Consider the following 25,206-nt stretch of genomic DNA (forward strand, 5'->3'; position numbering starts at 1 on the left):
GTGTCGTTCCTCTTTACTCTGCGTGTGCGGCGGCCAGCTCGGCCTCGCGACGGTCGAAGGTGAGCCCGCCGGGCACCTGGAAGGTGGGCATGAGCTCGATGAGCCCGATGTTGACGTGCGAGGGGGCGTCGACCGCGTAGTCGATGGCCGCGACGACGTCGTCGACCGTGAGCGACTCGAAGCCCTCGTAATAGGTGGCCCAGGCCTCGGCATCCGTCTCGGGGGTGCCGCCGAGGTTGCGCGAGAAGATCTCGGTCTCGATGCGTCCGGGGCTCAGCTCGGTCACGCGCACGCGCTTGCCGAGGGCGTCGTTGCGCAGCTGGCGCGACAGCTGGTGCACGGCGGCCTTGGTCGCGTGGTAGGCGGTGTGGCCGAAGAAGTTGTAGTGCCCCGCGATCGACGAGATGTTGAGCACGTGGCCGCGGTCGCGCTCGACCATGCCCGGGTAGAGCAGGCGCAGGATCTGCATGACCGCCGTGAGGTTCACCTCGACGAGGTCGTCGAGGTCGTCCGCCGAGGCGTCGAGGATGTTGCCCGCACGGCTGACCCCGGCGCTGTTGAGCACGATGTCGGCCTCCACCCCGTCGAGAGCGCGCGTCAGGGCGGCGGTATCGCGCACGTCGAGCGCGTGGGTGATCACGCCCTTCCCGGCGAGGGCCGCCAGCCTCTGCTCGTCACGGGCGATCGCGTGAACGGTGAGACCCTTCGCGAGGAAGAGGTCGATCGCACCGCGGCCCACGCCGCTCGTCGCGCCGGTGACGACGGCCGTGCGGTAGTCGGAGAAAGTCATAGGAGGGTCCTTCCGGTGGTGGCTGTAGAGAGCGCGTCCAGCGCCTCGAAGACGGAGCGGACGCGGAGACGGAGCGCCTCGAGCTCGACGAGCTCGGCGCGGGCGCGGGCGGCGGCATCGGATGCCGAGAGCCGACGGAAACGGAGATGCTGCCCCGGGCGCACCTGGGCGAGCACGTCGAGCGACCCGGAGGTGACGACCGCGAGCACCGGGTATCCGGCGGTCACGCCGCGCCCGCGGTGCAGCACGAGCAGTTCGTCGCCCGGGGGCACCTCGACGGCTCCGACCGGGACGCCGCGCGAGAGCACCTCGCCCTGCGTGCGCCGCTCGGGCAGCGGCCCCGTCATGCGCAGACCGATGTGGTTGCTCTTCGGGGTGACGAGGTAGGGCTGGGCGAACAGGCGGTCGTAGGTGTCGGCGAAGTCGTCGAGGTCGGGGCCGTCGGTGACGCCGACGACGAACCCCGCGGGTAGCCGCGGCACGTCGAGGTCGTAGAGCTCGGCCGCGAAATGCGCGTTGAAGACCGGGGCCGTCGCGGAGCGCAGCGCGATCCGCTCGCCCGCCACGAGGCGCCCGCCGAAACCGAGCACCGAGTCGGGCGCGCAACTGCCGAGCAGCTGCGGCACGTCGAAGGATCCGCGCACGGCGAGGTAGCAGCGCAGGCCGCCCTGGATCTGACGCAGCGCGATCGCCTCGCCCGCGCGTACCGAGACCGGCTGGTTCATGGGCCGGCCGACGCCGTCGACGGTCAGGTGCCCGTCGGCGCCCGAGACGGCGATGAGGATGTCGATGTCGGCGACGAACTCGATATCGAGGGCGGTGATCTCGAGCACCGGGGCGGTCTCGGGATTGCCGACGAGGATGTTCGCGATCCGAGCCGAGCGCTGGTCGAGGGCGCCGTTGACCGGCACTCCGAAGCGCGGGCCGCGCCGCCGTCCGAGGTCGGTGACCTGGGTCGATCCGGCCTCGACGACCGTCAGCGCGCCGGCGTTCACGGCATCCGCATTCACAGTGCCACCATCCGGGTGCCGAGGAGCGCGTCGTACTCCGCCCGGTCGATCGCGCGGAAGCGGATCTGGTCGCCGGGCTCGTAGGGCACGAACGGTTCCGCCGCGAGATCGAGCACGACGAACGGCGTGCGTCCGATGAGCGGCCACCCGCCCGGAGCCGCGGCCGGGGTGATCGTCGCCTGGCGGCCGGCGACCGACACCACGCCCTGTGGAACGTGCGCCCGCGGGCTCGCGAGACGCGGAACAGGCAGGGGGAACGGCGGACCGTCGAGCATGGGCGAGCCGCCGGGAGCACCGAGGCATCGCACGACATAGGTCGGCTCGGAGTGCAGGCGGATGACATCCGCGACGCTCAGGCCCTGGGCATCGGCGACCGTCTGCAGGTCGAGCTCGCCCTCGGTGTCGTAGAGCACCGGCACGTCGAAGGCGCGGGGGCTGTCGGTCAGCGGACGCTCGTGATCGAGGCCGTCGACCACGTGGGCGAGGTACTCGCCGAGGCGCGCGAGCGAGACCTCGGCGGGGTCGATCTCGATCAGCGCCGCGTCGTAGGTGGGGATGACGCACTCGACGCCGGGCACGTGCGCCGCGTCGACGAAGCGGGCGAGATGGTGCACGAGGCGCCAGCCCGCTTCGCGGTCGGCGAGGGTGCTGGCGACGCGCAGCGCGGTGTTGCCGCTGGGCGAGATGACGACGGATGCCGAAGACATGGCGTCGCTCACTCCAGCCAGTCCGCGAGCGGGGCGATCTCGACACCGGCCGCTTCCAGGCCCGCGCGGATCTGGCGGGCGAGCTCGACCGCGCCGTCGGTGTCGCCGTGCACGAGCACGGTGTCGCAGGCGACGGGGATGAGCACGCCGTTGCGGCTCTCGATCACCCCGTCGACGACCATCCGCACGGTGCGGCGGCGGATCTCGTCGGCGTCGTGGATCACGGCGCCGGGCTCGGTGCGTCGCACCAGCGTGCCGTCGTCCTCGTACGCGCGGTCGGCGATGCCGACGATGCCGACCCGCAGGTCCGCGGCCCGGGCGGCGTCGGCGAGCTTCCCGTCCTGGGCGAGCACGATGAGCTCGGGGTTCAGCCGCGCGGCGGCGGTGGCGACGGCATCCGCGTAGTCCTCGCGCACCGCGACGAGGTTGCCGAGCCGGCCGTGCGGGGCGAGGTGGGTGACCCGCGTGCCGTGGAAGGCGGCGATCGCCTGCAGCGCGCCGAACTGGTAGAGCACGTCGGTTCGCACCTCGTCGGCGGTGAGCCCCATGTCGCGGCGGCCGAAGCCCTGCAGATCGGGGAACGAGGGGTGGGCACCGATGCCGACGCCGCGCTGCGCGCAGGCCCGGACGGTCTCGTCCATGATCTGCGAGTCGCCGGCGTGGAAGCCGCACGCGACGTTCGCCGAGGTGAGCACGTCGAGGAGGGCGGCGTCATCACCCATCCGCCACGGGCCGAAGCCCTCACCCAGGTCTGCGACCAGGTCGATCCTGCGGGTCATCGCCAGCTCCTCTCGTCGTCGATTCCGCTGTCGGGAAAAGGCTAGGACGAACGGCATCATAGAGTGCAGGATCGTGCCGCTTCCGTGCCGGATAGCGCGCTTGCCTCCCGGTAATCCAGAGGTTCAGCGCGGGCGAGTTGGCAAATTCTGTGCCACAGACGACTTCCGATCCGAGACCCTCCCCGCTACCATCGAGCCATGGCCGTTCCCGCCCGCCGCGTCCAGCGCCGCGTCACCCTCACCGAGATCGCCGAGGCGCTCGGCGTCGCCCCCTCGACCGTCTCGCGCGCCCTGTCGAACCCCAACCGCGTGAGCCCGGCGATGTACGAGCGCATCACCAGCAAGGCGCAGGAGATGGGCTACACCTCGGCGCTTTTGCCCGCCACCGAGAACCGTCTCGCGCGCGGCACGATCGCGCTCGTGCTGCCGAACCTCACCAACCCTTTCAACCTCGACGTGACGCGGGGCGCCCAGGCGCAGATCCGGGCGGCGAGCTACCTGCACCTGCTCGTCAGCACCGAGGAGTCGCTGCCGATGGAGGAGCAGTGGCTGCGCGAGCTCGCCCGCACGGTCGACGGCATCGTCGTCTCGTCGCCGCGCATCGACGACGAGGCCCTGCGCGCGGTCGCACAGATCGCCCCGACCGTGGTGATCAACCGCCAGTCCCCCGGCCTCTCCGGCGTCGTGATCGACACCCCCGCCGGCCTCGCGCAGGCGGTGCACTACCTGCACTCCCTCGGGCACACCCGCATCGCCTACGTGCGCGGGCCGCACGGCTCGTGGACCGACGGCACGCGCTTCGACGCGATCACGGCCGCCGCCGAGGAGGACGGCGTCGACCTCGTCGCCGTCGGCCGCTACCACGTCACGCTCGCGAACGGGGCGGCGGCCGCGGATGCCGTGGTACTCACCCGTGCGACCGCCTGCATCTTCTTCAATGACGTGCTCGCGATCGGGGCGCTCGACCGCTTCCGCCAGCTCGGCGTCTCGATCCCCGACGACCTCAGCGTGGTCGGCTGCGACGACATCTTCGGCTCGTCGTTCTCGCACCCGCCGCTGACCACCGTCACCTCGCCGGGCGAGAGCGCCGGTCGCGCCGCGGTCGACATGCTCATCGGCCGCTTCGCCACCCGCGACCGCTCCGACCGCATCGACCACATCTCGGCGCACCTCACGGTGCGGGCATCCACCGGCCCCCGCAAAGCCTGACGAGCGCTTCTCGGGCAGACGAAGGGCCCGGATGCCGAAGCATCCGGGCCCTTCGTCTACGGCATCCGTCCTCAGGGGACGAGGATCGACGCGGTCACCGCGTCCTTCTCCTTCTGGGTCTGCTGCACCTCGTCAACCTCGTCGAGCGAGTAGCGACGGGTCTCCTTCGCGGTGAGGGCCGCGATCACGGCGATCGCCATGAGGCCGAGGCCGAGCAGGGCCGGGCCGAACCAGTTCTGCAGGTCGTCACCCGCGAGCGCCGTCGAGGCGACCGGGCCGATGGCACCGGCGATCGCGAAGCCGATCTGCGTGCCGACCGCGAGACCCGAGACGCGGACGCGGTTGGGGAACATCTCGGCGAAGAACGCGGGCCACGCGGCATTGGCCGTCGAGTAGAAGAAGCCGTTGCAGAGGATGCCGAGCGTGAAGATCAGCGGCCAGTTGCCCTCGGTGATCGCCCACAGGTACGGCATGGTCGTGACACCCGCACCGACGGCCCCGATGATGAAGACCGTCTTGCGACCAACGAGGTCGGAGATGTACCCGGCGAACGGCGTGTAGAGGAGCGCGAGCAGGCTGGCGAGCACGGGAACCCAGAGCATCGTCGACTTGTCGAGGCCGTATCCGGTGGTCGCGAAGGCGACCGAGAACGTGGCGAACAGGTAGCTGACACCGGCGATCATGGCGCAGGCGGCGACGCGGATGATCGTGCGCCAGTGGAAGCGCAGCACCTGCTTGATCGGGGGCAGCTGGGCCTTGATGGCCTGCGTCTCGACGAACGACGGCGGCTCCTCGAGGTTGCGGCGGATGAGGTACGCGACGACCACGACGACGGCCGAGAGCCAGAACGGGATGCGCCAGGCCCAGCCGAGGAGGTCTTCGGTCGGCAGCGCCGCGAAGGGGATGAAGACCGCGGTCGCGAGCAGACCGCCCGAGGCGGAACCGCTCGTCACGAAGCTCGTCGTGAAGCCGCGACGGTTGTCGGCGGCGTGCTCGAGGCTCATCGAGATCGCGCTCGCCTGCTCACCCGAGACCGACAGGCCCTGGATGATGCGGATGACGACCAGGAGGATCGGGGCGAGGATGCCGATCTGCTCGAAGGTCGGCAGGCAGCCGATGATGAAGGTGCAGATGCCGATGCCGAACAGGGTCAGCATCATGACGAACTTGCGACCGAAGCGGTCGCCGAGCGGTCCGAGGATGAAGGCGCCGAGCGGACGCACCACGTAGCCGACCGCGAGCGTCATCATGCTGAGCAGCACACGGATGCCTTCGGGAAGCTCGGGCGGGAAGAACAGCTGATTGAGCACGAGCGCCGCGGCCGTGCCGTAGACGGCGAAGTCGTAGTACTCCAGGGTCGTGCCGACCCAGGAGGCGATGGCCGCCTTCGCGGGCGTCTTCTTGGGAAGTGCAGTATTCGTCATTTCGCCTCCATTGGCGGACTCTCAACAGGTACCACGATCGAGCGTCAGGCGCCGTGGTCGGGGGTGCGCGGGTCCGCTAGCTGATTCATGGGCGGCGCGTTCGCTCGCTTGAGAGGACTGTATGGATGGCGTCTCGCGCAAGACAAGCGATGTGCCACAGATGTGCCACCGGATCGCTGTCATACAGCGCTTTTTCGAGAGGCGCGTCATGAGATCGTCATTATCTTGCCATGTGATTTGCCACCGCGTGCCCCTCGCCGACCCGGTCGGTCGACGCCGGTCGGAGCGCATCGGCGCTACGCTCGAACCGCTATGGCCGACGGGGAGGGACGCTTCATGAGTGCAGCACCGGGATGGTACGACGCGGGCACGCCGGGGCGCGTGCGCTGGTGGGACGGCGCGCAGTGGACCACGCACGAGGCGGATGCTCCGGCGCCGGTCGCGGAATCCGCACCGCTCGCGGCACCCGCACCGCTCGCGGCATCCGCACCGCACGCGGCATCCGCACCGACGGCCGCGACCGGTCCCGTCCCCGGCTGGTACGTCACCCCCGCGGGCCCGGCCCGCTGGTGGGACGGCCGCAAGTGGACCGCACTGCGCACGAAGAAGGACGGGACCCCGGGAACCGACTGGGCCGCGACCGAGCAGGTCGGCCTCGCCTGGGCGATCGCCGGCATCTTCGCCGCACTCGGCGCCCTGCAACTGTCACTCGGCATCATGTCGTCCACCGTGTCGTTCGCGGGTTTCCCGACGCTGCTGCTCGCGGCGCTCTGGTTCGGGATCGCGATCCAGACGGCAGCGGTGCTGCGCATCCCTGCGCCGACCGCCGCCCCGCTCACCCTGGATATCTTCCGCCCCTTGCCCGGCGAGCAGGATGCCGCTGCGCCCGGCAGCCCCGCACCCGGCTGGTACCCGGTCTCCGCGGCGGCGAGCCGCTGGTGGACGGGCGCGCGGTGGGCGCAGTACACGAACACGAAGTTCGGCATCCGCCCCACCTTCCACGCCGGGCAGTCGCTGCGCACGCTGCGCGGCGTGGCGATCGGCGTGTTCGCGTTCTCGGCGCTCACGGTGATCGTCGGGATCGTCTTCATCGCCATCGGGGCGAACAACCCCGCCGACTACGTGTCGACGATCATGGGATGGGTGGTGGCCGTGAGTGGTGTCGTGTTCGCGGGCCTCGGAGTCGCCTTCCTCGCGATCGTGCGATACCAGAGCCGCCAGCTCCTGCTTCCGAGCGAGCCGCCCCGCATCTGACGCGCTCTCAGCCGCGGCTCACGTCGCGGGATTCGACAGCTTTATCGTGCGGCCGCCGTCGACCACGATCGTCTCCCCGGTGAGGAACCCCGCGTGGTCGCCGGCGAGGAACACCGCGACGTCGCCGATGTCTTCCGCACGCCCGATGCGGCCGATCGGGTGCAGCGCCCGTAGACGCGCCTCGACGACCTCGGCGTCGCCGAGGGACGCAAGGTACTCGTCGCTGAGATCCGACGAGATCCATCCGGGCGCGATGGTGTTCGCACGGATGCCGTCGGCGCCGAGGTCCACGGCCATCGCTCGCGTCAACCCGTGGATGGCGCCCTTCGACGCGGAGTAGGCCACGTGTCCGGGATTGGCGCCGAGCCCCTCGGTAGACCCGATGTTGATGACGGCGGCACGGCGACTGCGGCGCAGGTACGGCAGCGCCGCCTTCACCAGGAAGACGGGCGCCGTGACGTTGAGGGTCATCAGCTGTGACCACTCCTCCATCGAGAGCTCGTCGAGCGAGTGCTCGAACATCATCCCGGCGTTGTTGACCACGACGTCGATGCCTCCGAAGCGTTCGACGGCACGATCGACGACCGTCGAGAGGGACTCGACATCGGTCAGATCGATCTGGAGGGCGAGCACATCGTCGCGACCCGAGAGTTCCTCGTCGACAGCCGATCGCTGCGCGATGACCACCTGGGCACCCTCGGCCAGGAACCGTTCGACGATGCCGCGCCCGATCCCCTTCCCTCCGCCTGTGACGATGGCGATCTTCCCGTCGAGCTGCACGATTGACCCTGCTTCCTCTAGCGAACCGTTCCTTGAGGGCAACCCGCGGGCGCACGCCGTATTCCCTGCGCGGCCACCGTGGGAGCCACGCGCGACGTCACGGAGTCGGGGAGAGTTCGCTCCGCAGCAGTGCCGCGCCGGCGCTCAGCGCACTGAGCTTCGCGAGGGCGACGCCGCGGGGCAGGGGGGCCATGCCGCAGTTCGTGCTGGGCACGAGCTTGTCGGCATCCACGAAGGCGAGTGCGTCGCGCAGGGTGTCGGCGACCTGTTCCGGCGTCTCGACGGTCGTGCTCGACACGTCGATCGCGCCGAGCATGACCTTCTTGCCACGGATGAGCTCGATGAGGTCGAGCGGCACGTGCGAGTTCGCACGCTCGAGCGACACGGTGTCGATGATCGACTGCTGCAGCAGCGGGAACGACTCCTCGTACTGCCGCCACTCCGACCCGAGCGTCGCCTTCCAGTCGTTGTTCGCCTTGATGCCGTAGCCGTAGCAGATATGCACCACGGTCTCGGCGCGCAGCCCCTCGGCGGCGCGCTCGAGCGTCGCGACGCCCCAGTCCTTGAGCTCGTCGAAGAAGACGTTGAACGCGGGCTCGTCGAACTGGATGACGTCGACGCCGGCGGCCTCGAGTTCCCGCGCCTCCTGGTTGAGGATCGTCGCGAACTCCCAGGCCAGCTTCTCGCGGCTGCGGTAGTGCTGGTCCGACAGCGTGTCGATCATCGTCATCGGGCCGGGCAGGGCCCACTTGATCGGCCGGTCGGTCTGCTGGCGCAGGAACCGGGCGTCATCGACGAACACCGACTTCTCGCGGCTCACGGCACCGACCACGGTCGGCACGCTCGCGTCGTAGCGATCGCGGATGCGGACCGTCTCGCGACGGTCGAAGTCCACTCCGCTGAGGTGCTCGATGAAGGTCGTGACGAAGTGCTGACGGGTCTGCTCGCCGTCGCTGATGATGTCGATGCCACGGCGGCTCTGCTCGACGACGGCGCTGCGCAGGGCATCCTGCTTGCCCTCGGCGAGGGCGTCGCCCTCGAGCTTCCAGGGCGACCAGAGGGTCTCGGGCTGTGCGAGCCAGGAGGGCTTGGGGAGGCTGCCGACGATCGAGGTGGGGAGAATAGTGCTCATGTTCGGGGAGGCTCCGGGGTTCACGCGGCGGCGACCGGGTCACCGGCGGCCCACTGCGCCAGCTGCTCGCCGTGCGGCTTCATGAAGTGCTCCTCCGTGTGCTTGCCCTGGGCGAGCGCGAGCCGACTGCGCTCCTCGCGGTCGTACGCGACCTGCGTCGACGAGTAGTCGTTCGCACCGAGGCTCGGGCGGTAGACGCTCGCCGCCGCGGAGTTCGCGTTGTAGATCTCCGGACGGTAGATCTTCTGGAACGTCTCCATGGTGGCGATGGTGCCGCTCAGCTGCAGGTTGGTGTAGTCGTTCAGCAGGTCGCCCTCGAAGTAGAACGCCAGCGGTGCCACGCTTCCGGGAGGCATGAAGTACCGCACCTGCAGCCCCATCCGCCCGAAGTACTCGTCGGTCAGCGAGTGGTCCGGCTGCAGGTACTCGACGCCGAGCACCGGATGGTGGTTCGCGGAGCGGACGTACTCCTTGCTCGTCGAGATGCTGATGCAGATCACCGGCGAGGTCGGGAAGCGCTCGCGGTACGCCTCGGACGCGAGGAAGCGCCGGAACAGCTTGCCGTGCAGGCCGCCGAAGTCCTCGGGCAGCGTGAAGGTCCCGGCCGCCTCGGTTGTGGCCGGCAGCAGCACGCTGAAGTCGTAGTCGCGCACGTAGGACGAGAAGTTGTTGCCCACGATCCCGTGGTGGCGGCGCCCGGTCAGACGGTCGACGATCTGCACGTCGAGCACCTCGAGCAGCGGGAACCGCTTGTCCTCGCCGTCGGCGTCGAACTCCAGCCCGGCCGAGATGATGTCGAGCTCGAGCGTGTACCGGTCGCGCGTGGGATTGTCCCAGTGCGCGAGGTCGTTGAACCGGCGGTCGATCATCGTGAGCGCGTTGCGCAGGTTCTGCTGCCGGTGCTCGCCGCGCGCGAGGTTGGCGAAGTTCGTGGTGATGCGGGAGTCCTCCGAGGGCGTGTAGTCCTCGTCGAAACGCGTGGTGGTGATGTGGAACGTGAAGTCGTTCGCCATGAGCGGCCCATCTGCTGGATGATCGGGGTGCATCCATCGTGCCGCCAGACCCGAGTTATCAGGTAACTCGTCAAGCCTATGCATCCATATAGGCTCTCCCTATGGCTCACGCATCCAGTGGCATCACGCTGCAACAACTCCACTACTTCGTCGAGGTCGCCGCGGAGGGCTCGATCAGCGCGGCCGCCGACCTGCTCTACGTCTCGCAGCCGACCATGTCGGCCGCGATGAAGGATCTCGAGACGCGGGCCGGGCGAACCCTGCTCCTGCGCTCCGCACGCGGCGTCACGCTCACCGCCGACGGCGCCGAGTTCCTCGGATACGCCAGGCAGGTCACCGAGCAGGTGGAGCTGCTCGAGCAGCGCTACCTCGGTCGCCCGCCGTCGCGGCGCCTGCTCGGCGTCTCGGCGCAGCACTACTCGTTCGTGATCGACGCGTTCGTGCGCATGGTGAAGTCCAGCGGCGCCGCCGAGTACGAGTTCTCGCTGCGCGAGACGCGCACCTGGGACATCATCGAAGACGTTCGCACGCTCCGCAGCGAGATCGGCATCCTGTATCGCAACGACTTCAACCGCAGCGTCATCGACAAGCTGCTGCGCGATTCGGGTCTCGCGTTCCGCCCGCTCTTCCTCGCCGACCCGCACATCTTCATCTCGCGCACCAACCCCCTCGCCGCGCGCGCCCGCGTGACCCTCGACGACCTCGCGGGGTACCCGCGGCTCACCTTCGACCAGGGTGCGAACAACTCCTTCTACTTCGCCGAGGAGATCCTCTCGACCCTCTCGACCCCGCGGGAGATCCGCGTCTCGGATCGTGCGACGATCTTCAACCTCATGATCGGCCTCGACGGCTACACGATCTCGACGGGAATCATCAGCGACGATCTCGACCCCGAGATCGCCGCGATCCCCCTCGACGTCGACGAGCGCATCGAGATCGGCTGGATCGGCCAGTCCGCCATCCCGCTCACCGAGCAGGCCCAGCGGTACCTGGAGGAGCTGCGCGCGGTGGTCTCGGACTTCGGGGTGGAGTTGATCGACTGACCGGACACGACGATGGCCAGGACCCCGACCGAGATTCTGGCCACCGTCGCGGGGGGCGATTCGATCAGCCGACGCCGTCCATCGCCGAGGTCTCGGTGTTGCCGATGCGGGCGATCACCTCGGGGCGGCGAGCCTTCAGGAACCAGTAGCGGCTGAGCGCGGCGAGCACGCACACGATGAACACGTACGGGATCACGTTGAACGGGAACGCGGGCACGGGGAACACGTTCGCGAAGAAGACGTAGGCCATGGTGACCACCGCGATCGTCGCGCACACCCACACGAGGCCGTTGCGCATGCCGGCGCGCTGCGTGTAGACGACGCAGGCGATCGCGACGAGCGCGTAGGCGACCATGTAGCCGTAGGTGCCCCACGTGTTCACCCATACGAGGATCTCCATGGGGTCGGCTCCGGCGATCAGGAACACGATGTCGACGACGACGGCCAGCGCCCCGGCAGCGAGCAGCACGCGGTGCGGGGTGAGGTGACGGTCGTGGGTGCGACCGAAGCGCTCGTGCACCACGCCCTCCTTGCCCATCACGTAGACGATGCGACCGATCACGTTGAGCGGCGCGACGACGACGGCGAAGAACGACGCGGCGACGCCGAACGTCAGCACCGGAGCGAACCACATCGGCATGCCGATGAGCTCCGACATGCTCTCGAGCGGGCTGGCTGCGGTGGCCAAATCGTCGCCGAGGACGGCGATCTGCGTGTAGGCCGCGAACACGTAGAGGATGCCGACTGTCAGAGCGCTCCACATGATGGCGCGCGGGATCGCCTTGTACGGGTTCTTCGCCTCACGACCGAGCGCATCGGCCGACGAGAACCCGACGAATCCGAGGATGCCGAGCACCATGCCGGCCGCGATGCCCTGGAACGACGAGTTCTCGGCGATCAGCTGGGCCGGGTTCCAGGCAGCGGGCCCCGCCCAGACGAGGGCGGAGATCAGCAACACGAGGATGATCGCGACCGACAGCAGCTCGAGCACAAGCGAGACCCGGGCAGAGAGTCGGATGCCGCGGATCGTGAACAGCGTCGCGAGGCCGCCGAGCACGATGGCGAGCGCGATGCTCCATCCCGGGCCGCCGGCGGGGATGCCGAGCAGCGTCAGGAACTGGCTCATGTACGAGACGGACCCCATCAAGGAGGCGGTGGCGATGCCGAAGCATCCGATCAGGAGGGTCGCGCCCGCCAGATAGGCGCCCGCCGGGCCGAGGCCCTTCGAGACGTAGGTGTAGAGCGAGCCTGCCGATGCGTGCTTGCGCGCGAAGACCACGACGCAGTAGCCCACGCAGAGGATCACGATCGTGGCGAGCGCGAAGGCGTAGATGGTGCCGTTGCCTGCGCCGAGGAAGATCGCTGCGGCCGTGAAGGCGATCACCGCGCTCGGCGCGATGTTGGCGATGGCCTGAGCGGCGAGTTCGGGGCCGCTCATGACGCCGCGGCGCAGGCCGGCGTCGACCGGCGCGCCGGCGGCGCTGCCGGGCGGGCTCTGGGGTGTGGTGGTGGTCACGGGTTCTCCTGGTGTCGGGTTGAGAGGGAGGGGCGGATCAGGGGATGAGGAGGGTACGAAGCGCCTGGCCGGACTCGAGTTCTTCGAAGGCCTCGGATGCTTCGGCGAGCGGGCGCCGCGAGGAGATGAGCGGGTCGAGGATCAGTTGGCCGTCCATGTACCGGTCGACGAGCGCGGGGATGTCGATGGCCGGGCGCACCGAGCCGTAGTTGGAGCCGAGGATGCGCTGGTCGGCCTCCGCGAGCACGAGCGGCTCGAACGAGGCGCGCGCACCGGTCGGGGGAAGCCCCACGATCACCGCGGCTCCGCCGAGGCCGAGCATCTCGATGGACTGCTCGGTCGTGACGGTGCGACCGATCGCATCGAAGGCGTAGTCCACACCGTCGGGCAGCAGGGCGCGCAGCTGTGCCACGGCATCGCCGTCGGGCGCGACGATCTGATCCGTGGCACCGAACTGCGCGGCGAGGCGCGTCTTGTCCTCGCGCACGTCGATCGCGACGATGCGCTCGGCCCCGGCGAGCCGCGCGCCCTGGATGACGTTCAGGCCGACGCCGCCGCATCCGATCACCGCGACGAGCGCGCCGGGCTCGACGCCTGCCGTGTTCATCACCGCGCCGACGCCGGTCGCGACCGCGCATCCGACGACGGCGATGACGTCGAGCGGTGCGTCGTCGCGCACCTTGATCGCGCCGGATGCCGGCACGACGACCTCCTCGGCGAAGGACGAGACGCCCAGGTAGTGGTGCACGGTCTCGCCATCCTTGCGGAGGCGGGAGGTGCCGTCGAACAGCACGCCGAGCGGCGCGACGACCGTGGCGACCTTCTGGCACCTCGCCTCGTGACCGGACCGGCAGTAGCGGCATTCGCCGCACGGCGGCACCCAGCTGAGCACGACATGGTCACCGACGGCGAGCGAGGTGACGCCCTCGCCGAGCTCGGTGACGATGCCCGAGCCCTCATGACCCATCACCATCGGTGCCGGCGCAGCCCACTCGCCCCGCTTCACGTGCAGGTCGGAGTGGCACACCCCCGCGGCGGCGATCTTCACGCGCACCTCTCCGGCGGACGGAGCAGCGAGCTGTACCTCGGTGTGCTCGATCGGGCTGTCGCTGTCGCGGAAGACGATGGCCTGCATGGGGCCCCTTTCGTTCGTGTGGTCGCGCCTCATCGTAGGAACAGCGAAGGAGCGGTGTCATTCACAAAGATGATGAGCATCACTCATTCGTATCGACATTCCTTATACTTCGGACATGGCACGCGACCTGGCATCGATCGCTCGACTCCTCGGCGCGACGCTCGTCGCGGGCGGCCCGCTCGGCCCGAAGGCCACGGTCGCGAGCGCGGTGCCCCTGATCGACTTCGCGGTCGTCCCGCATCCGCAGTTCGCGACGCTCGTCGTCGGCGGCCATGAAGAGATCGTTCACGCGCTCGCCGACCCCGAGCGCGGCGACCGGCTGCGGCTCGCCGTCGTCGTGGTGACCGGTCCGCTCGAGGCGCTGCCCGACGGGGTGACGGCGCTGATCGAACCGGCGATCGACCCGGCCGTCGTGCTGCCCACCCTGCAGTCGGTGCTCGCGACGGATGCCGCGGCCGAGGATCGCGCGGTACTCGCCGCGACGAAGGTGCTCGCTCTCGCCGCCCGCCGCAGCGGCGTCGCCGGCGTCGTCGCCGAGCTCGCCCGGCGGCTGGACGGCTGGGCGGTGCTGCTCGATCGCGATGCGCAACCGATCGCATCGGCCGGTGCCGGCGCTCTGCACATCGGGGATGCCGTCGCCGTGGCGTTCAACCGTCCGGTCCGCGTGCGCAGCCGGGCGCTGCAGGTGCATCCGGTGGGCACGGATGAAGACATGTCCGCGTTCCTCGTGGTGACGGCCCGCAGCGGCTCGACCAGTCGCGCTCGCGACCTGAGTTCGCAGGCGGCTGCGCTGCTCGATCTGCTCCTGCGCACGCACGACGGCAGCCGGACCGAACGCCTCGGACGCGCCACGATGATGCGCGTGTTGGAGGACGGCGGGCCGAACGCCGCCTCGCTCGCCCGGGAGTGGGGCGTGCGCGATCGGACGCTCGCCGCTTTCGCCCTCTCGGCTCGCTCATCGAGCGTCGACGCCGAGCGCGCCGTCATCCACTGGCTCGAAGACCTCGGCGCCCCGCACCTGCTCACCGCCGCGCAGGGAGTGGTGACGGGCTTCGTCCGCGCCGAGCACGTCGACGAGATCGCCGATCGCGTGACGGCGTTCTCCGTGCCCCTGCACCTGGGCCTGGGCTCTCCTTCCGCGCTGGATGTGCTCGCGCGATCCGTCGAAGAGGCGCGACGCGCCCACCGGGTCGCCGCGACCGAGGGGCGATCCGTCGTGCACTATCGCACGATGCCGACGGTCGATCTCGTGCTCGACAGACTCGCGCCCGGCGATGCGCGCACACTGGCCGCACTGATCGACCCTCTCGACGGCGATCTCGTCGAGACCCTGCACACGTTCCTCGCCGAGAACGGAGCCTGGGGTGCCGCCGCTGCACGACTGGGAGTCCACCGCCAGACCCTGGCGGCGCGGATTCGGCGCATCGAACACCTCACCGGACTGTCGATGGCGAGCGCCGACGACCGCACCGCAGCATGGTTGGCGCTGCGCGCGAGGAACTAGGCTCGCCGCGCAGCATTGCTACGGTCGAGGCATGACGCAGCCGCCGGTGCTCCTTCGCTCGCTCCTTCTCGCGATCGCCGCGTTCACCCTTCTCGGCGCCGTCGTCGGAGCGATCGGCCTCACGGTCGGCGGCGGCATGGGCCTGCCGCAGGAGTGGCTCGACGGCACGATCTTCGACTCGTACCTGTGGCCGGCCGTCGCCCTCGCCGTCATCGTGGGCGGAACCCAGACCCTCGCCCTCGTCCTCCAGCTCCGCGGTTACGCGCTCGCGTGGGGACTGCAGGCGGCGGCCGGTCTCACGCTCATGACTTGGATCGTCGTGCAGGTCGCGATCCTGATGCAGTGGTCGCCGCTGCACGGGATCTTCTTCGCCACCGGTCTTCTGCAGACGACGGTCGCCGTGCTCGCCCTGGGGGCATGGCCGCAGCCGTTCCTTCGACGCACGCGCACGCGCTGACCGGGGCGCCGCTCGACACCGCTCCCCCGCGATCGCGTCAGCCTTCCGGCAGCACCTGCGGCTGCCAGGCCGTGATGCTCACGGTCGAACCGGCGATGATGTCGAGCGGGAGGTCCCACGACAGCCGCCGCTCGCCGGGCGCCACGGCGATCCAGAGGCTGCGGGCCGCGAGCTGACCGTGCTCGGAGTTCGCATCCCAGCCGATCACGGCCGAGGCCGACTCCCCCGGTTGCAGCGTGATCGGCGCAGGCCCCGGGTCCTCGGCCATGAAGGAGCGGCCGTGCTCGACCGTCACGTCGAGGAGGTGATCGTTCTGATCGCCGTAGGCGACATCCGGATACCCGTCGACCACGCACGCCTCCTCCGAGACGTTGATGAGCTGCAGGGATTGGCCGCGGTGCCCCGTCGCTCCATCGGGAGCCGGAGCGGCGATCGTCGTGTTGTCCGTCGTGCATGCATCGGCGGGAAGCGGGCCCTCGGCACGCGCCGACGTCGGCACCGGCTCGCCGGGTGCCGACGCATCCGGAGCCGCTGCTCCCGAGGGGTCGGCATCCGCCTGCGCCTGCATCTGCTCCTCGCGCAGTTGCGCCTGGGTCGCGTCATGTCCGGCCTGGGCCGCGAACGGCAGGACGAGCAGGGCGATGCCGGCGATCGCCGGGATGATCGCGGCTCGGGCGCTCAGCCGACGACGGGGCCGCGGCGGCGCAGCATCCGATCGCTCACTCCGCCCTACGCGTGCGAAGACCAGCGCCGGGACCCAGCCGACCAGCACCGCCCAGTACGCCGTCAGTGCGGCCGCCCCCATCGTTCCGATGGCTCCGCGGATGCCGAAAGCTCCGACCCACGAGACGAAGCTGCCGAGGTCGATCACGGCGCCGACCGCGAAGGCGAGCAGGATCGTGGTGAGCCATCCCGGCACGAAGGATGCCCGGCCCGTCGCGAGACGCGGGGCGAGCGCCGCGAAGCCGGCGACGAGCACGATGACCATGAGCACCTGCACGATCACCGCCCAGGCGACCGGGCTGCCGAACACGCCGCGCTGCATCGGCGACGGGATGAGCTGCGACATCGTGGCGAGGCTCCCGCCGGCCGCATACAGCGCGTACGGCAACCAGCCGCAGAGCACCCAGAGTGCGGCGAGCACGCCGCCGGCGATCAGAGCACGTCGTGACATCGCATTCCCCCCGGAGATCTCCGCCCGATCGCGGATGCTTCCGACCCTATCGGGGAGATGCGGAACGCCGGGAGGTGACTCTCCCGGGCGTTCAGGTGCGAGCGTGCGCGACGTCAGGGAACGATGACCGCGCGACCCCGGATGCTGTTCGACGCGAGGTCCTCGTAGGCCCTCGGGCCGTCGTCGAGCGAGTAGGACTCGGTCTGGACGTGGATCTTGCCGGCACGGGCGAGGTCCAGCACCTCGATCAGCTCGGAGCGCGAGCCCCAGTACGGCACGCGCACGGCGGCGTCATAGGCGATCGAGCCGAAGCCGAGGGTCATGTTCCCGCCGCCGATGCCGACGATGGTGATGTCGGCCTCGAGGGCGGCGACGCTCTGCGCCAGGGCGATCGTCGGGTTCGCTCCGACGAAGTCGAACACGGCGTTCGCGCCGAGCCCGCCGGTGATCTCGCGGATCTTGTCGGCGGCGGAGGCGTCGCTGATCAGCACGTGATCCGCACCCACCTCGGTGGCGAGGCGCAGCTTCTCGTCGTTCACGTCGAGCGCGATGACGGTGGCGCCCGAGATCGACTTGAGGATCTGGATGCCGACGTGCCCGAGCCCGCCCGTGCCGATCACGACGGCGAAGGTGCCGGCGCCGAGCTTCGGGAGCGAGTTCTTGATCGCGTGATACGGGGTGAGGCCGGCATCCGTCAGCGAGACGTTCTGGATCGGGTCGAGGTCACCCAGCGGCACGAGGTGGCGGGCGTCATCGACGATCATGTACTCGGCCATCGACCCCTGGCTGCCGAGACCGGGAGGGCGGATGCCTTCGGCCGCAGCATTCGTGCAGTAGTTCTCCTTGCCCATCGAGCAGTTGTGGCAGCGTCCGCAGCCCCACGGACCGTAGACGGCCACGGCATCCCCGACCTTGAGCGTCGAGTCGACGCCCTCACCGATCTCGTGCACGACGCCGGCACCCTCGTGACCGAGAGTCAACGGCAGCGGATACCCCTGCTCGAGGTAGTCCTTCTCGGGCAGACCCATGACGTAGTCGTCGGAGTGGCAGACGCCGCCCGCAGTGATCTTGAGCAGCACCTGGCCGGGGCCGGGCTTCGGAATCGGAATGTCGACGACCACCGGGGGCTTGCCGATCTCGACGTAGCGGAGAGCTTTCATGAACATCTTCTTTCTGACATCCGAGAGGTCTGCCGCGCGGTGCGGAGGCGGGGGCTCTCGAAAGCGTCCCTTCTATTGTCCGCCCGGCGAGTGGCGACACGGGCGCGCTCTCTCCGGCTCATGCCGGGCGGTCGCGTCGGCGGATACGGGGAAAAGCGCGGGTGGCATTCCGCACTCGCATACGAGGGTGGGCCTGCGTTGCGAAGAAGATCACGGATCGGTGCAGTGGCTCTGTTGTTCATCGGAGCCGTGGGGATCGCGGGAGCACTGCCGGCGATGGCCGCCGACCCCGCCGCCGGGCTGTCGCTGTTCAAGGCGATCGAGAGCCTCGCACGGGAGCTAGTCTCGGAGGCCGCACGCTGTGGACGATGCACGCCGTGAACGTTGCCACCGGCGAGACCTTCACGGGCGACGGACTCAACGGCGTGCAGTCGCGGCTGATCCCGCTGGCACCTACCGCATCTACGAGAGCGGTGGCGTGGACGGCTACGCGTTCTTCTCGTGGAACTGCGACGGCGACGTGACCACGTACCAGATCACGAACGGCGGCGATCTGCCGCACCCGACGCTTGTCAAGGAGGTCGTCGATCCGACCCGAGCCGGGTGTCCACTGGCCTCGGCATCCGATTTCACGCTGAGCGCGAGCGGACCCGTCAGCATCTCGGGTGGATCCGGCTCGCCGGCGGTCGACCACGAAGACACCGACCTGATCCTGCAACGCCGGATCGAGGAACATCTCGAACACGGTTCGACGCTCAGTAGAAGGGTGAGCGTCTCGATGTGAGTCGCTCACCCTTCTACGTTGGCACCTAGACCTGCGCCTCAGAGTTGCGTCGGCCGCGCACGGTGAGCAGAACCCCTCCGGCGATGAGCAGCGCGAGTGCCGCGAGGATCGTTGTCGTTGCGACCACGCCTCCCGTCATGGCGAGCGGTCCTTCCGGATCCTCAGCGGGCGCTGGCGGAGCGATCTGTTCGACCGTTGCCGTCGACGGCGGCGAGGTGATGGTCCCGCCACCAGGCGTTGTTCCCGTTCCCGTTGCAGTGTTCGACAGCCGACCGCCTGCGGCAAGATCAGCAGCGACCACTTCGTACGTCGCAGAGCAGGTGAAACTCTCACCCGGGGCGAGCGGTTCCTCGCTCGGGCAGACAACCTCCGAGAGTGTGCCGTTACCGGTGAACTCTCCTTCGTCTACGGCCACATCCGAGATGGTCACATTGCCGACGTTTGTCACGACGAAGGAGTACGTAACGATCTGACCCACGCTCGTGACCTGTTCGACATCTGCGGTCTTCACGACCGACAAAGCCGGCAGCGGGTCCGTGGTCACCGTCTCGGTCGACGGCTCAGACGGGTCAGTCGGCTCGCCCCCGGGAGTTGTGCCGGTGACCGTCGCCGTATTGGACAGCTCGCCCGAGTCGATATCCGCCTGAGTGACCACATACGTGGCGGTACAGGTGATGTCCGCGCTAGGGGCGAGAGTCGTCTCCGCCGGGCACACGATCTCGGACAGCTCACCAGTTCCAGAGAATTCGACCTCGTTGACCGTGGGGTCGGTGATCGTCACGTTCCCCACGTTGCTGACGAGGAACGAGTACGTGACCGTCTGGCCAACTTCCGCGGCCACGACATCGGCGGTCTTCTGCACCGTCAAGGCCGGAGCCTGGATGACAGGAACATCGGACGTGGACGGGTCGGACGTCGTCGGGTCTCCTCCGGGCGTCGTCCCGCCAGCCGTTGCCGTGTTGCTCAGCTCGCCTCCGGCGTCAACGTCCTCCTGCGTGGCCGTGTACGTGGCCGTGCAGATGATGAACTGTCCGGGCACCAGCGACTCGGAAGGACAAACCACGTCTCCGAGCTCGCCCGTTCCGCTGAACTCCGTCTCGTTGACCGTCAGGTCAGCGAGCGTGACATTGCCTGTGTTCTCAAGGCGGAAGGAGTAGGTGATTTCCTGCCCCGCGGTGATCAGGCTTTCGGTGCTTGCGGTCTTCTCGACCGTCAGGCCGGGCGCGGCGATGCTCGGGATCGTCACGGTGGACGGGTCGGACGTCATCGGGGTGTCATCTCCCGGCGGCGTGCCCCCGGCGACAGCCGAGTTCGTCACAGATCCGGCATCCACGTCGTCCTGGGTGAGGGTGTACGTAGCCGTGCAGACCGTCTGCTCCCCAGTCGGAAGAGTGGCCACCGGGCAGTCGACGGGCGACAGGGTGCCGGTGCCGGTGAAGTCGGTGTCTTCAACCTCGATGTCATTCAACGGAACATTTCCGGTGTTCGTGACGACGAAGCTGTAGACGATCTCCTGACCCGCCTCGAACTCTGCGGCTTCCGAAGGGTTCGCAGACTTCACTACGGTGAGGCTCGGAGCCGGCGCGGTGGTCGGCGTCGACGTCGATGACGGGGTGGAGGTGAAGCTCTCTCCATCCGGTGTCGTCGCCGTCGCAGTCGCGGTGTTGTCCACCGAACCGGCGGTCACATCGTCAGCGGTGATCACGTAGGTGTTCGCCGCCTCACACGTCTGAGAAGCCCCGGGCGCGAGCGTCGAGACGGGACAAAGAACGTCCCCTACCTTCGGATCGGACACAGCGATACCCGTCAGCTCAACCTGGCCGGTGTTCTCCACCACGAAAGTGAATCGAATGGTATCGCCGGCGTCGACAAGGCCGTTGCCGTTCACGTCAACCGGCTCGCCCGCATTCTTCTCGATCGACAGACCCGCAGGAGCCGACGAGGACGTCGACGTGTTGTTCTCAGGAGTCGGGTCGTTCTCGTTGGGAATCACCGAGGCAGTGTTCTCAACGACTGCATCGATATCTGCGGGAATGGACGCCGTCACTGTGAAGCTCACGGAATCGCCGTTCAGAAGCGGACCCCCCACGCAGTTCACCGTGTTACCAGTCGCCGTACATGCCTCGTCGACAGCGACCACATTGGTCAACGGCGCGGGAACCACGTCACGCACCGAGAACCCACTCGAGTTCCCGGGTCCGTTGTTGGTCACCGTCAACGTGTACGTCGCGGTACCACCCGGAACGAGCGCGATCGGCCCGTCCTTGACAATGGCGAGATCGGTCGGCAGACCAGGTGACGCAGCGCCATCATTCGAACCGCTGGGCGGGCCAGGGTTGCGAGAGATCAGCGTGAACGTCGGGTTCGCGGCGCCCGGATTCGGGATGGCAACTTGATAGACGTTGCCCGTCTCGTTGAACGAGAAGCCCAGATTCCCGTTCCCGAAGGTCCATGCCGCACCCGCAGTAGCAGTCGCAGCGCCCTCTCCCGAAGAGAACGTATTCGCGAAGTTCGTCACAACACCGGTTGCCGGATCGATGCGGCTGATCGTCGAGGCGTTCGCCGACCAGAGGTACCCGCCCAAGAAGGCGAAGTCGTTGCCGACGGTCGCAGCACCTCGAAGCGGGGTGTTCCGCACGATGGCCCCGGTCGCCACGTTGATCGCCTGCAGGCTGACGGTTCCGCCCACTGTCGTGTACGTGTAGAGGTAGCCATCAGTCGGGCTGAATTCGCCGAGCACAGATGACCCATAGGTGGCGGTGCCGACCCTTGTCACGAGACCTTCGCTGTCGACTCGTATCAGGGATTGCGCCGGGAACCCTGGAGCTACGCCATTCGAGATCCCGTAAATGAAATTGTCTGCGGTGTTGTATCCGATGGCGTTGTACTGCACACCGCTCGCGCCGCCGACCGGCGTGAATGTCGTGGCGCCCGTTCCGTTCGATTCGGCTTTGTACAGGATCGTCGGCACGCCCTGAGCGACGAACACCAACGGAGTGGAGGGATCGAACGGATCCCCCGGTGCGGCATGAGCGGGCGACGCGACCAGCACGCCACCTGCAGCAATTGCGAGAGCACCGACTGCGGCAGTCAGACGGCGTCTGAACCCTCCGCGGCGCGCGACTGCCCCGCCTAGATTTTGCGGTCTTCTCTTCAGTTTCATATGTATCCCCTTAGTTACAAACGCGTAGGCAAGCTTCTCGTTGCTTGCCTACCCGGCCCATTCTGGCGGAACTCATAGCAAAATGCCAGGAAAGAGCTGCTTTGCGGGGGAGACCACGGGCGCCGGTGGCCCTCCCGAAGTGCGAGGGGACGCACTTCGGCGGCAGGGCCACCGACTCGGCTCCCCCGAACTGAAGCCTGCCGAGAAACAGGCAGCGGGAGCAACCGTAAGAGGACAATAGACAGTACATGCCGGGTTGCATTCGGGGTTGATTACCGTCCGGGAGTATGCATGCAGGCCGTGAAGGCCGGCCAATTGCTCGGGAACCGCCGGCACCACGGAAGCCGTCGACCGCAGATGGTCACACGCTGGCACGTATCTGCCAAGAGACAACGAGGATGCCCAGGCAGTGGAAGCCAGTAAGGGATATCAACGAGCTGGTACCGACGAGGACGCCGCGCCTTCGCGGTGTTTGGCTGGGAGCTCATCGTGATGCTGCTGTGGGACCCGCCGTGGGGCAGTTCACCAGGAGGTGCGCTGAAATACAGGGCGGTGACTGCTGCGGGATGGCTTATCGGCGTCGTTGTGATCTTGCGGTTGATCCGCGACCCCGCACGCGCAATCGACGCGGCTCCTAACGCCTCCACCTACGTGCCGGATTGAATGGCGAGGCGCACCGGGCACTGATTATGCCCGTCGGGTATTCAGACGCGATCGATCCTCCCTGGAAGGCATGCGATGACCACGGCATCCTCTTCCCTATCAGCAGGATGCCGCTTACGAGGCTTCGAGCGCGTGATCGATTACATCGGTCTGGCGCGACGGTCGGATGCCCGTGGAGTGGAGGGTCTCGGCCGCATCGAGAGGGCTGTGGCCGGCGTCTTGACCGACACAGATTCGGCCCTCCACATCTGGGGTGTGGGGGCCGAATCGTCCCGCGCGCCGGGGTTTGACAATTCAGCCGCCTCCTTCGGGTGCATCACTGGGGATGATGCAGGAAGAGGCGCGTCTCAGGGAGCGCGCGTTGACGCCACACTACTCGTGCTCGTTTATGAGTCAACAAGGAACATCGCGTCGAGAAGCGAGCGGTCAGACACCGTGATGCAGGTCGAAGTCTTCGGCGTCGTCGACCTCGGGTTCATTCGCGTTGTTATCAGGCTGTTTCGGATACAGCCGGTGTGCGCGGAGGTTGGCCGCTTCCTCTGAGAAGTCGGGGTCGTCCCCGTGCGAGGTTTGTGGTCCGACGAGGATGTCGTTTCCGACGCCGGCGATGAGGTCCGCGCAGTCCTTTTCGCCGTCGCTGAGGATCGGGATCTGCAGCGCCGCAGACTCCCCGTCTGCCGCAATCGCCGCAGCGAGAGTCACGAGCGCATCTGCGACGTCGTCGGTGGTGATGAGCTGTTGGCCGGCGTAGGAGACGAGTTTCATCCCCACATCATCCGCTGACGCGACCAGTCTCGATCCGGGGTTGCTTTCCCGCTTCTCCTTCGATAGCGGGAATGACGGTGGTCTGTGAGAAGATCTTGCGCCACCCAGCGTCTGGTTTGTGACGCGCCTCATGACGCGGGTTCCTGTGGCCGCTGAAAGGAACGCTGATGGGCCGCTTCGTCTACGAGAACGGGCAGAAGGTCGAGATCGAGGACCGCGCTCTGCGGCACCTGCAGATGGTCATGACGAGCAAGCTGCGGCGCGGGGAGCCCTTCGCATTCAGCTGGAAAGATGACCACAGCATCGGTGGCGGTCGCACGACTGTGTGGGTGCACACCGGTAGCAACCTCGTGTTCCGGTACCACGGCAGCCGCCAAGCAGAGCTCAACCGGGCGTGGGTGGATGCGCTCGCGCAGACCGCGAACAGTCCGGGCGGCCTGTATCTGGTGCCCGAGCCAGCCGCGTCGACGACCGCATCTGCACCGCGAGCCTAAGCTGCGACCGGTCAGGCGCTGAGTTCGGCGCCTGACTCACGCACCCGGAACCACATCGTCAGCTCCATCAAGGCCCGGCCGACCATATCGTGGTCGCCCATGCGGAGGTCCTCGAACGTGTCCCGGTACCCGTGCACTTCTCCGGGGGCTGGGACGATCATCGGCTGGTAGCCCATCGTCCAATCCGCGAAGCGACGAGCATGGATCGGTTCCTCCAACAGGATCCGGATGTCGTTGTGCCTCGGGTCTGCGGAGATCCGCTTCATCGCTTCCTCGACGTCGTACCGATCCCCCTCGAGAATCTGTACGAACTCACCCTCTCGGAACAGCAGGAGCCCGGTGACGTCATGGGCGTTGTTACTCCGTCGGCTCGTCGCGAGCAAGTCGGCAAGCTCACCGTCACTGAATGTCTGAGTAGCGGAGCTGCAGTAGACGAGCGAGATGAGCGGGTGGTCTTCGGTCACGCGGAGCCTTCCTGACGTGGTGCTGCACCTGAGACAGCGGTCATGGCAACATGCTGGTCCTCGAAGTCGCCGAGAACGGTCGACGTCGCATTGAACGCGCGCCACAAACCATTGGCCTGCCGGTCGACGTACCCGAGGAAGGAACCGTCTCGGCTACCGACGTAGAACCCTGACGCCACACACGCCCATAGGGCGTTCGCAGACGGGAGAAGATTCATGCGGTCAGCGTACATGTGGAACTACCGATCTCGATATGCAGGGATCTTGAAACAGCGGCCTGTCTACCTCGAGGGTGGTGAAGAGGAGACCGGCCGCCAGCCTTGCAGGGCCGAGGCGGGAGTCCTCGCAAACCGCTCTGCCACGCGAAGATATCGCGTCCCAATCTTTCACTCATGGCCCTTGACGAAACAGGAGGGCGGGTCAACGTCCCCAGAACGCGACCCGCCCCACGCAGCCAGTCCGCCCTCCCCTCCGGGCGGCCACGCGATCGGCAACGTCACCAGGGAGGAGCGCGACGCCGTCACCTGCAGAGAATTCGAAATCCGCGTTTCATCACGCGAATCGATCAAGGAGGTGTTTTCGTACGCGTGCGACCTCTTTGCGCTTCAGGAAACTGGGGGGCCACAGCAGAGCTCACGTGTGGTGGGAGAGACAGATCACACACCCGGGAACGCGCTCGGTGCGCCCGGTCTCTCCGTTCGGGCCGGAGGGGCCACGTACCGCCCCAACTCGAAGATCAGTTGGCGGCCCGCCTCACCCTGAGGGGGTGAAAGAGGAGGCCGACCG

Annotated in this window: 23 protein-coding genes; 8 read left to right on the forward strand and 15 right to left on the reverse strand. The window is 68.0% G+C overall.

What is annotated here, in order from left to right; genetic code table 11:
* Nucleotides 1–13: 13 nt before the first annotated feature.
* The 4 genes from ACFY9N_RS16935 to ACFY9N_RS16950 are packed head-to-tail and all read right to left on the reverse strand — an operon-like array spanning nucleotide 14 to nucleotide 3,286.
* Complete coding sequence (locus ACFY9N_RS16935; protein ID WP_391480095.1) at nucleotides 14–790, reverse strand: SDR family oxidoreductase; 777 nt, start codon at nucleotides 788–790, stop codon at nucleotides 14–16.
* On the reverse strand, nucleotides 787–1,800 hold the full coding sequence (locus tag ACFY9N_RS16940) for a biotin-dependent carboxyltransferase family protein (RefSeq protein WP_391480096.1): 1,014 nt from the start codon (nucleotides 1,798–1,800) through the stop codon (nucleotides 787–789). The genes ACFY9N_RS16935 and ACFY9N_RS16940 overlap by 4 nt, the downstream gene beginning before the upstream one ends.
* Nucleotides 1,797–2,519, reverse strand: a complete 723-nt coding sequence (locus ACFY9N_RS16945) for an allophanate hydrolase subunit 1 (RefSeq protein WP_391480097.1) — start codon at nucleotides 2,517–2,519, stop codon at nucleotides 1,797–1,799. Before ACFY9N_RS16945 ends, ACFY9N_RS16940 begins: the two co-directional genes overlap by 4 nt.
* Nucleotides 2,516–3,286, reverse strand: coding sequence for a LamB/YcsF family protein (locus ACFY9N_RS16950; RefSeq protein WP_391480099.1), 771 nt, complete (start codon nucleotides 3,284–3,286; stop codon nucleotides 2,516–2,518). The genes ACFY9N_RS16945 and ACFY9N_RS16950 overlap by 4 nt, the downstream gene beginning before the upstream one ends.
* A gap of 198 nt (nucleotides 3,287–3,484) precedes the next feature.
* On the opposite strand from ACFY9N_RS16950, the gene ACFY9N_RS16955 reads away from it, so the two are divergent.
* Nucleotides 3,485–4,495 carry a LacI family DNA-binding transcriptional regulator gene (locus tag ACFY9N_RS16955; RefSeq protein WP_247624584.1) on the forward strand — a complete coding sequence of 337 codons (1,011 nt, stop codon included), beginning with the start codon at nucleotides 3,485–3,487 and terminating at the stop codon, nucleotides 4,493–4,495.
* 71 nt (nucleotides 4,496–4,566) lie between these two features.
* On the opposite strand, the gene ACFY9N_RS16960 is transcribed toward ACFY9N_RS16955, so the two are convergent.
* On the reverse strand, nucleotides 4,567–5,919 hold the full coding sequence (locus ACFY9N_RS16960; RefSeq protein WP_391480100.1) for an MFS transporter: 1,353 nt from the start codon (nucleotides 5,917–5,919) through the stop codon (nucleotides 4,567–4,569).
* Between the two features lie 336 nt (nucleotides 5,920–6,255).
* Between ACFY9N_RS16960 and ACFY9N_RS16965 the strand changes: the two genes are divergently transcribed.
* Nucleotides 6,256–7,173 carry a DUF2510 domain-containing protein gene (locus ACFY9N_RS16965; RefSeq protein WP_391480101.1) on the forward strand — a complete coding sequence of 306 codons (918 nt, stop codon included), beginning with the start codon at nucleotides 6,256–6,258 and terminating at the stop codon, nucleotides 7,171–7,173.
* Nucleotides 7,174–7,191: 18 nt separating this feature from the next.
* On the opposite strand, the gene ACFY9N_RS16970 is transcribed toward ACFY9N_RS16965, so the two are convergent.
* From ACFY9N_RS16970 to ACFY9N_RS16980, 3 genes are all read right to left on the reverse strand, one after another.
* Nucleotides 7,192–7,953: an SDR family NAD(P)-dependent oxidoreductase gene (locus ACFY9N_RS16970; RefSeq protein ID WP_391480102.1), complete on the reverse strand. Its 762-nt coding sequence runs from the start codon at nucleotides 7,951–7,953 to the stop codon at nucleotides 7,192–7,194.
* 97 nt (nucleotides 7,954–8,050) lie between these two features.
* Nucleotides 8,051–9,085: a methionine synthase gene (locus ACFY9N_RS16975; RefSeq protein WP_391480104.1), complete on the reverse strand. Its 1,035-nt coding sequence runs from the start codon at nucleotides 9,083–9,085 to the stop codon at nucleotides 8,051–8,053.
* A gap of 20 nt (nucleotides 9,086–9,105) precedes the next feature.
* Nucleotides 9,106–10,098 carry a putative oxygenase MesX gene (locus ACFY9N_RS16980; protein WP_391480106.1) on the reverse strand — a complete coding sequence of 331 codons (993 nt, stop codon included), beginning with the start codon at nucleotides 10,096–10,098 and terminating at the stop codon, nucleotides 9,106–9,108.
* 101 nt (nucleotides 10,099–10,199) lie between these two features.
* Here ACFY9N_RS16980 and ACFY9N_RS16985 point away from each other — a divergent pair, with 101 nt between their 5' ends.
* Nucleotides 10,200–11,141, forward strand: coding sequence for a LysR family transcriptional regulator (locus tag ACFY9N_RS16985; protein WP_391480107.1), 942 nt, complete (start codon nucleotides 10,200–10,202; stop codon nucleotides 11,139–11,141).
* Between the two features lie 64 nt (nucleotides 11,142–11,205).
* Here ACFY9N_RS16985 and ACFY9N_RS16990 read toward each other — a convergent pair whose 3' ends face one another.
* Together ACFY9N_RS16990 and ACFY9N_RS16995 are read right to left on the reverse strand one after the other, a co-directional pair.
* Nucleotides 11,206–12,579 (reverse strand): APC family permease, encoded by a 1,374-nt coding sequence (locus ACFY9N_RS16990; protein WP_391480167.1) that lies wholly within the window; start codon nucleotides 12,577–12,579, stop codon nucleotides 11,206–11,208.
* Nucleotides 12,580–12,694: 115 nt separating this feature from the next.
* Entirely contained in the window at nucleotides 12,695–13,792 is a 1,098-nt protein-coding gene (locus ACFY9N_RS16995; protein ID WP_391480109.1) for an alcohol dehydrogenase catalytic domain-containing protein, read from the reverse strand.
* Nucleotides 13,793–13,907: 115 nt separating this feature from the next.
* Here ACFY9N_RS16995 and ACFY9N_RS17000 point away from each other — a divergent pair, with 115 nt between their 5' ends.
* Both ACFY9N_RS17000 and ACFY9N_RS17005 read left to right on the forward strand, forming a co-directional pair.
* Complete coding sequence (locus tag ACFY9N_RS17000; protein WP_391480111.1) at nucleotides 13,908–15,296, forward strand: PucR family transcriptional regulator; 1,389 nt, start codon at nucleotides 13,908–13,910, stop codon at nucleotides 15,294–15,296.
* A gap of 31 nt (nucleotides 15,297–15,327) precedes the next feature.
* The gene (locus ACFY9N_RS17005) at nucleotides 15,328–15,753 is read left to right on the forward strand and encodes a hypothetical protein (protein ID WP_391480112.1); all 426 of its coding nucleotides are present in this window, start codon (nucleotides 15,328–15,330) and stop codon (nucleotides 15,751–15,753) included.
* A 37-nt stretch (nucleotides 15,754–15,790) separates the two neighbouring features.
* On the opposite strand, the gene ACFY9N_RS17010 is transcribed toward ACFY9N_RS17005, so the two are convergent.
* Both ACFY9N_RS17010 and ACFY9N_RS17015 read right to left on the reverse strand, forming a co-directional pair.
* Nucleotides 15,791–16,927 (reverse strand): DUF4232 domain-containing protein, encoded by a 1,137-nt coding sequence (locus tag ACFY9N_RS17010; RefSeq protein ID WP_391480114.1) that lies wholly within the window; start codon nucleotides 16,925–16,927, stop codon nucleotides 15,791–15,793.
* A 113-nt stretch (nucleotides 16,928–17,040) separates the two neighbouring features.
* The gene (locus ACFY9N_RS17015) at nucleotides 17,041–18,087 is read right to left on the reverse strand and encodes an NAD(P)-dependent alcohol dehydrogenase (RefSeq protein WP_391480115.1); all 1,047 of its coding nucleotides are present in this window, start codon (nucleotides 18,085–18,087) and stop codon (nucleotides 17,041–17,043) included.
* A gap of 225 nt (nucleotides 18,088–18,312) precedes the next feature.
* Here ACFY9N_RS17015 and ACFY9N_RS17020 point away from each other — a divergent pair, with 225 nt between their 5' ends.
* Nucleotides 18,313–18,468: a hypothetical protein gene (locus ACFY9N_RS17020; protein ID WP_391480116.1), complete on the forward strand. Its 156-nt coding sequence runs from the start codon at nucleotides 18,313–18,315 to the stop codon at nucleotides 18,466–18,468.
* Nucleotides 18,449–18,871: a hypothetical protein gene (locus ACFY9N_RS17025; RefSeq protein WP_391480118.1), complete on the forward strand. Its 423-nt coding sequence runs from the start codon at nucleotides 18,449–18,451 to the stop codon at nucleotides 18,869–18,871. Before ACFY9N_RS17020 ends, ACFY9N_RS17025 begins: the two co-directional genes overlap by 20 nt.
* Before the next feature lie 25 nt (nucleotides 18,872–18,896).
* Here ACFY9N_RS17025 and ACFY9N_RS17030 read toward each other — a convergent pair whose 3' ends face one another.
* Together ACFY9N_RS17030 and ACFY9N_RS17035 are read right to left on the reverse strand one after the other, a co-directional pair.
* The gene (locus ACFY9N_RS17030) at nucleotides 18,897–21,860 is read right to left on the reverse strand and encodes a DUF6923 family protein (protein ID WP_391480119.1); all 2,964 of its coding nucleotides are present in this window, start codon (nucleotides 21,858–21,860) and stop codon (nucleotides 18,897–18,899) included.
* 1,263 nt (nucleotides 21,861–23,123) lie between these two features.
* Complete coding sequence (locus tag ACFY9N_RS17035) at nucleotides 23,124–23,594, reverse strand: hypothetical protein (RefSeq protein WP_391480121.1); 471 nt, start codon at nucleotides 23,592–23,594, stop codon at nucleotides 23,124–23,126.
* A gap of 35 nt (nucleotides 23,595–23,629) precedes the next feature.
* Here ACFY9N_RS17035 and ACFY9N_RS17040 point away from each other — a divergent pair, with 35 nt between their 5' ends.
* Complete coding sequence (locus ACFY9N_RS17040; RefSeq protein ID WP_391480122.1) at nucleotides 23,630–23,956, forward strand: ATP-dependent DNA ligase; 327 nt, start codon at nucleotides 23,630–23,632, stop codon at nucleotides 23,954–23,956.
* 11 nt (nucleotides 23,957–23,967) lie between these two features.
* On the opposite strand, the gene ACFY9N_RS17045 is transcribed toward ACFY9N_RS17040, so the two are convergent.
* Nucleotides 23,968–24,420 carry a BLUF domain-containing protein gene (locus ACFY9N_RS17045; RefSeq protein ID WP_391480124.1) on the reverse strand — a complete coding sequence of 151 codons (453 nt, stop codon included), beginning with the start codon at nucleotides 24,418–24,420 and terminating at the stop codon, nucleotides 23,968–23,970.
* Between the last annotated feature and the right edge of the window lie 786 nt (nucleotides 24,421–25,206).

This window comes from Microbacterium sp. NPDC008134 (assembly GCF_042957055.1).
Lineage (GTDB): Bacteria > Actinomycetota > Actinomycetes > Actinomycetales > Microbacteriaceae > Microbacterium.

What these genes read in the sequence shown, in the direction of transcription:
- ACFY9N_RS16935 (WP_391480095.1), bottom strand. Translation starts at nt 790, where the DNA reads ATGACTTTCTCCGACTACCGCACGGCCGTCGTCACCGGCGCGACGAGC.
- ACFY9N_RS16950 (WP_391480099.1), bottom strand. Translation starts at nt 3,286, where the DNA reads ATGACCCGCAGGATCGACCTGGTCGCAGACCTGGGTGAGGGCTTCGGC.
- ACFY9N_RS16955 (WP_247624584.1), top strand. Translation starts at nt 3,485, where the DNA reads ATGGCCGTTCCCGCCCGCCGCGTCCAGCGCCGCGTCACCCTCACCGAG.
- ACFY9N_RS16960 (WP_391480100.1), bottom strand. Translation starts at nt 5,919, where the DNA reads ATGACGAATACTGCACTTCCCAAGAAGACGCCCGCGAAGGCGGCCATC.
- ACFY9N_RS16965 (WP_391480101.1), top strand. Translation starts at nt 6,256, where the DNA reads ATGAGTGCAGCACCGGGATGGTACGACGCGGGCACGCCGGGGCGCGTG.
- ACFY9N_RS16975 (WP_391480104.1), bottom strand. Translation starts at nt 9,085, where the DNA reads ATGAGCACTATTCTCCCCACCTCGATCGTCGGCAGCCTCCCCAAGCCC.
- ACFY9N_RS16980 (WP_391480106.1), bottom strand. Translation starts at nt 10,098, where the DNA reads ATGGCGAACGACTTCACGTTCCACATCACCACCACGCGTTTCGACGAG.
- ACFY9N_RS16985 (WP_391480107.1), top strand. Translation starts at nt 10,200, where the DNA reads ATGGCTCACGCATCCAGTGGCATCACGCTGCAACAACTCCACTACTTC.
- ACFY9N_RS16990 (WP_391480167.1), bottom strand. Translation starts at nt 12,579, where the DNA reads ATGAGCGGCCCCGAACTCGCCGCTCAGGCCATCGCCAACATCGCGCCG.
- ACFY9N_RS16995 (WP_391480109.1), bottom strand. Translation starts at nt 13,792, where the DNA reads ATGCAGGCCATCGTCTTCCGCGACAGCGACAGCCCGATCGAGCACACC.
- ACFY9N_RS17000 (WP_391480111.1), top strand. Translation starts at nt 13,908, where the DNA reads ATGGCACGCGACCTGGCATCGATCGCTCGACTCCTCGGCGCGACGCTC.
- ACFY9N_RS17005 (WP_391480112.1), top strand. Translation starts at nt 15,328, where the DNA reads ATGACGCAGCCGCCGGTGCTCCTTCGCTCGCTCCTTCTCGCGATCGCC.
- ACFY9N_RS17010 (WP_391480114.1), bottom strand. Translation starts at nt 16,927, where the DNA reads ATGTCACGACGTGCTCTGATCGCCGGCGGCGTGCTCGCCGCACTCTGG.
- ACFY9N_RS17015 (WP_391480115.1), bottom strand. Translation starts at nt 18,087, where the DNA reads ATGAAAGCTCTCCGCTACGTCGAGATCGGCAAGCCCCCGGTGGTCGTC.
- ACFY9N_RS17035 (WP_391480121.1), bottom strand. Translation starts at nt 23,594, where the DNA reads ATGAGGCGCGTCACAAACCAGACGCTGGGTGGCGCAAGATCTTCTCAC.
- ACFY9N_RS17040 (WP_391480122.1), top strand. Translation starts at nt 23,630, where the DNA reads ATGGGCCGCTTCGTCTACGAGAACGGGCAGAAGGTCGAGATCGAGGAC.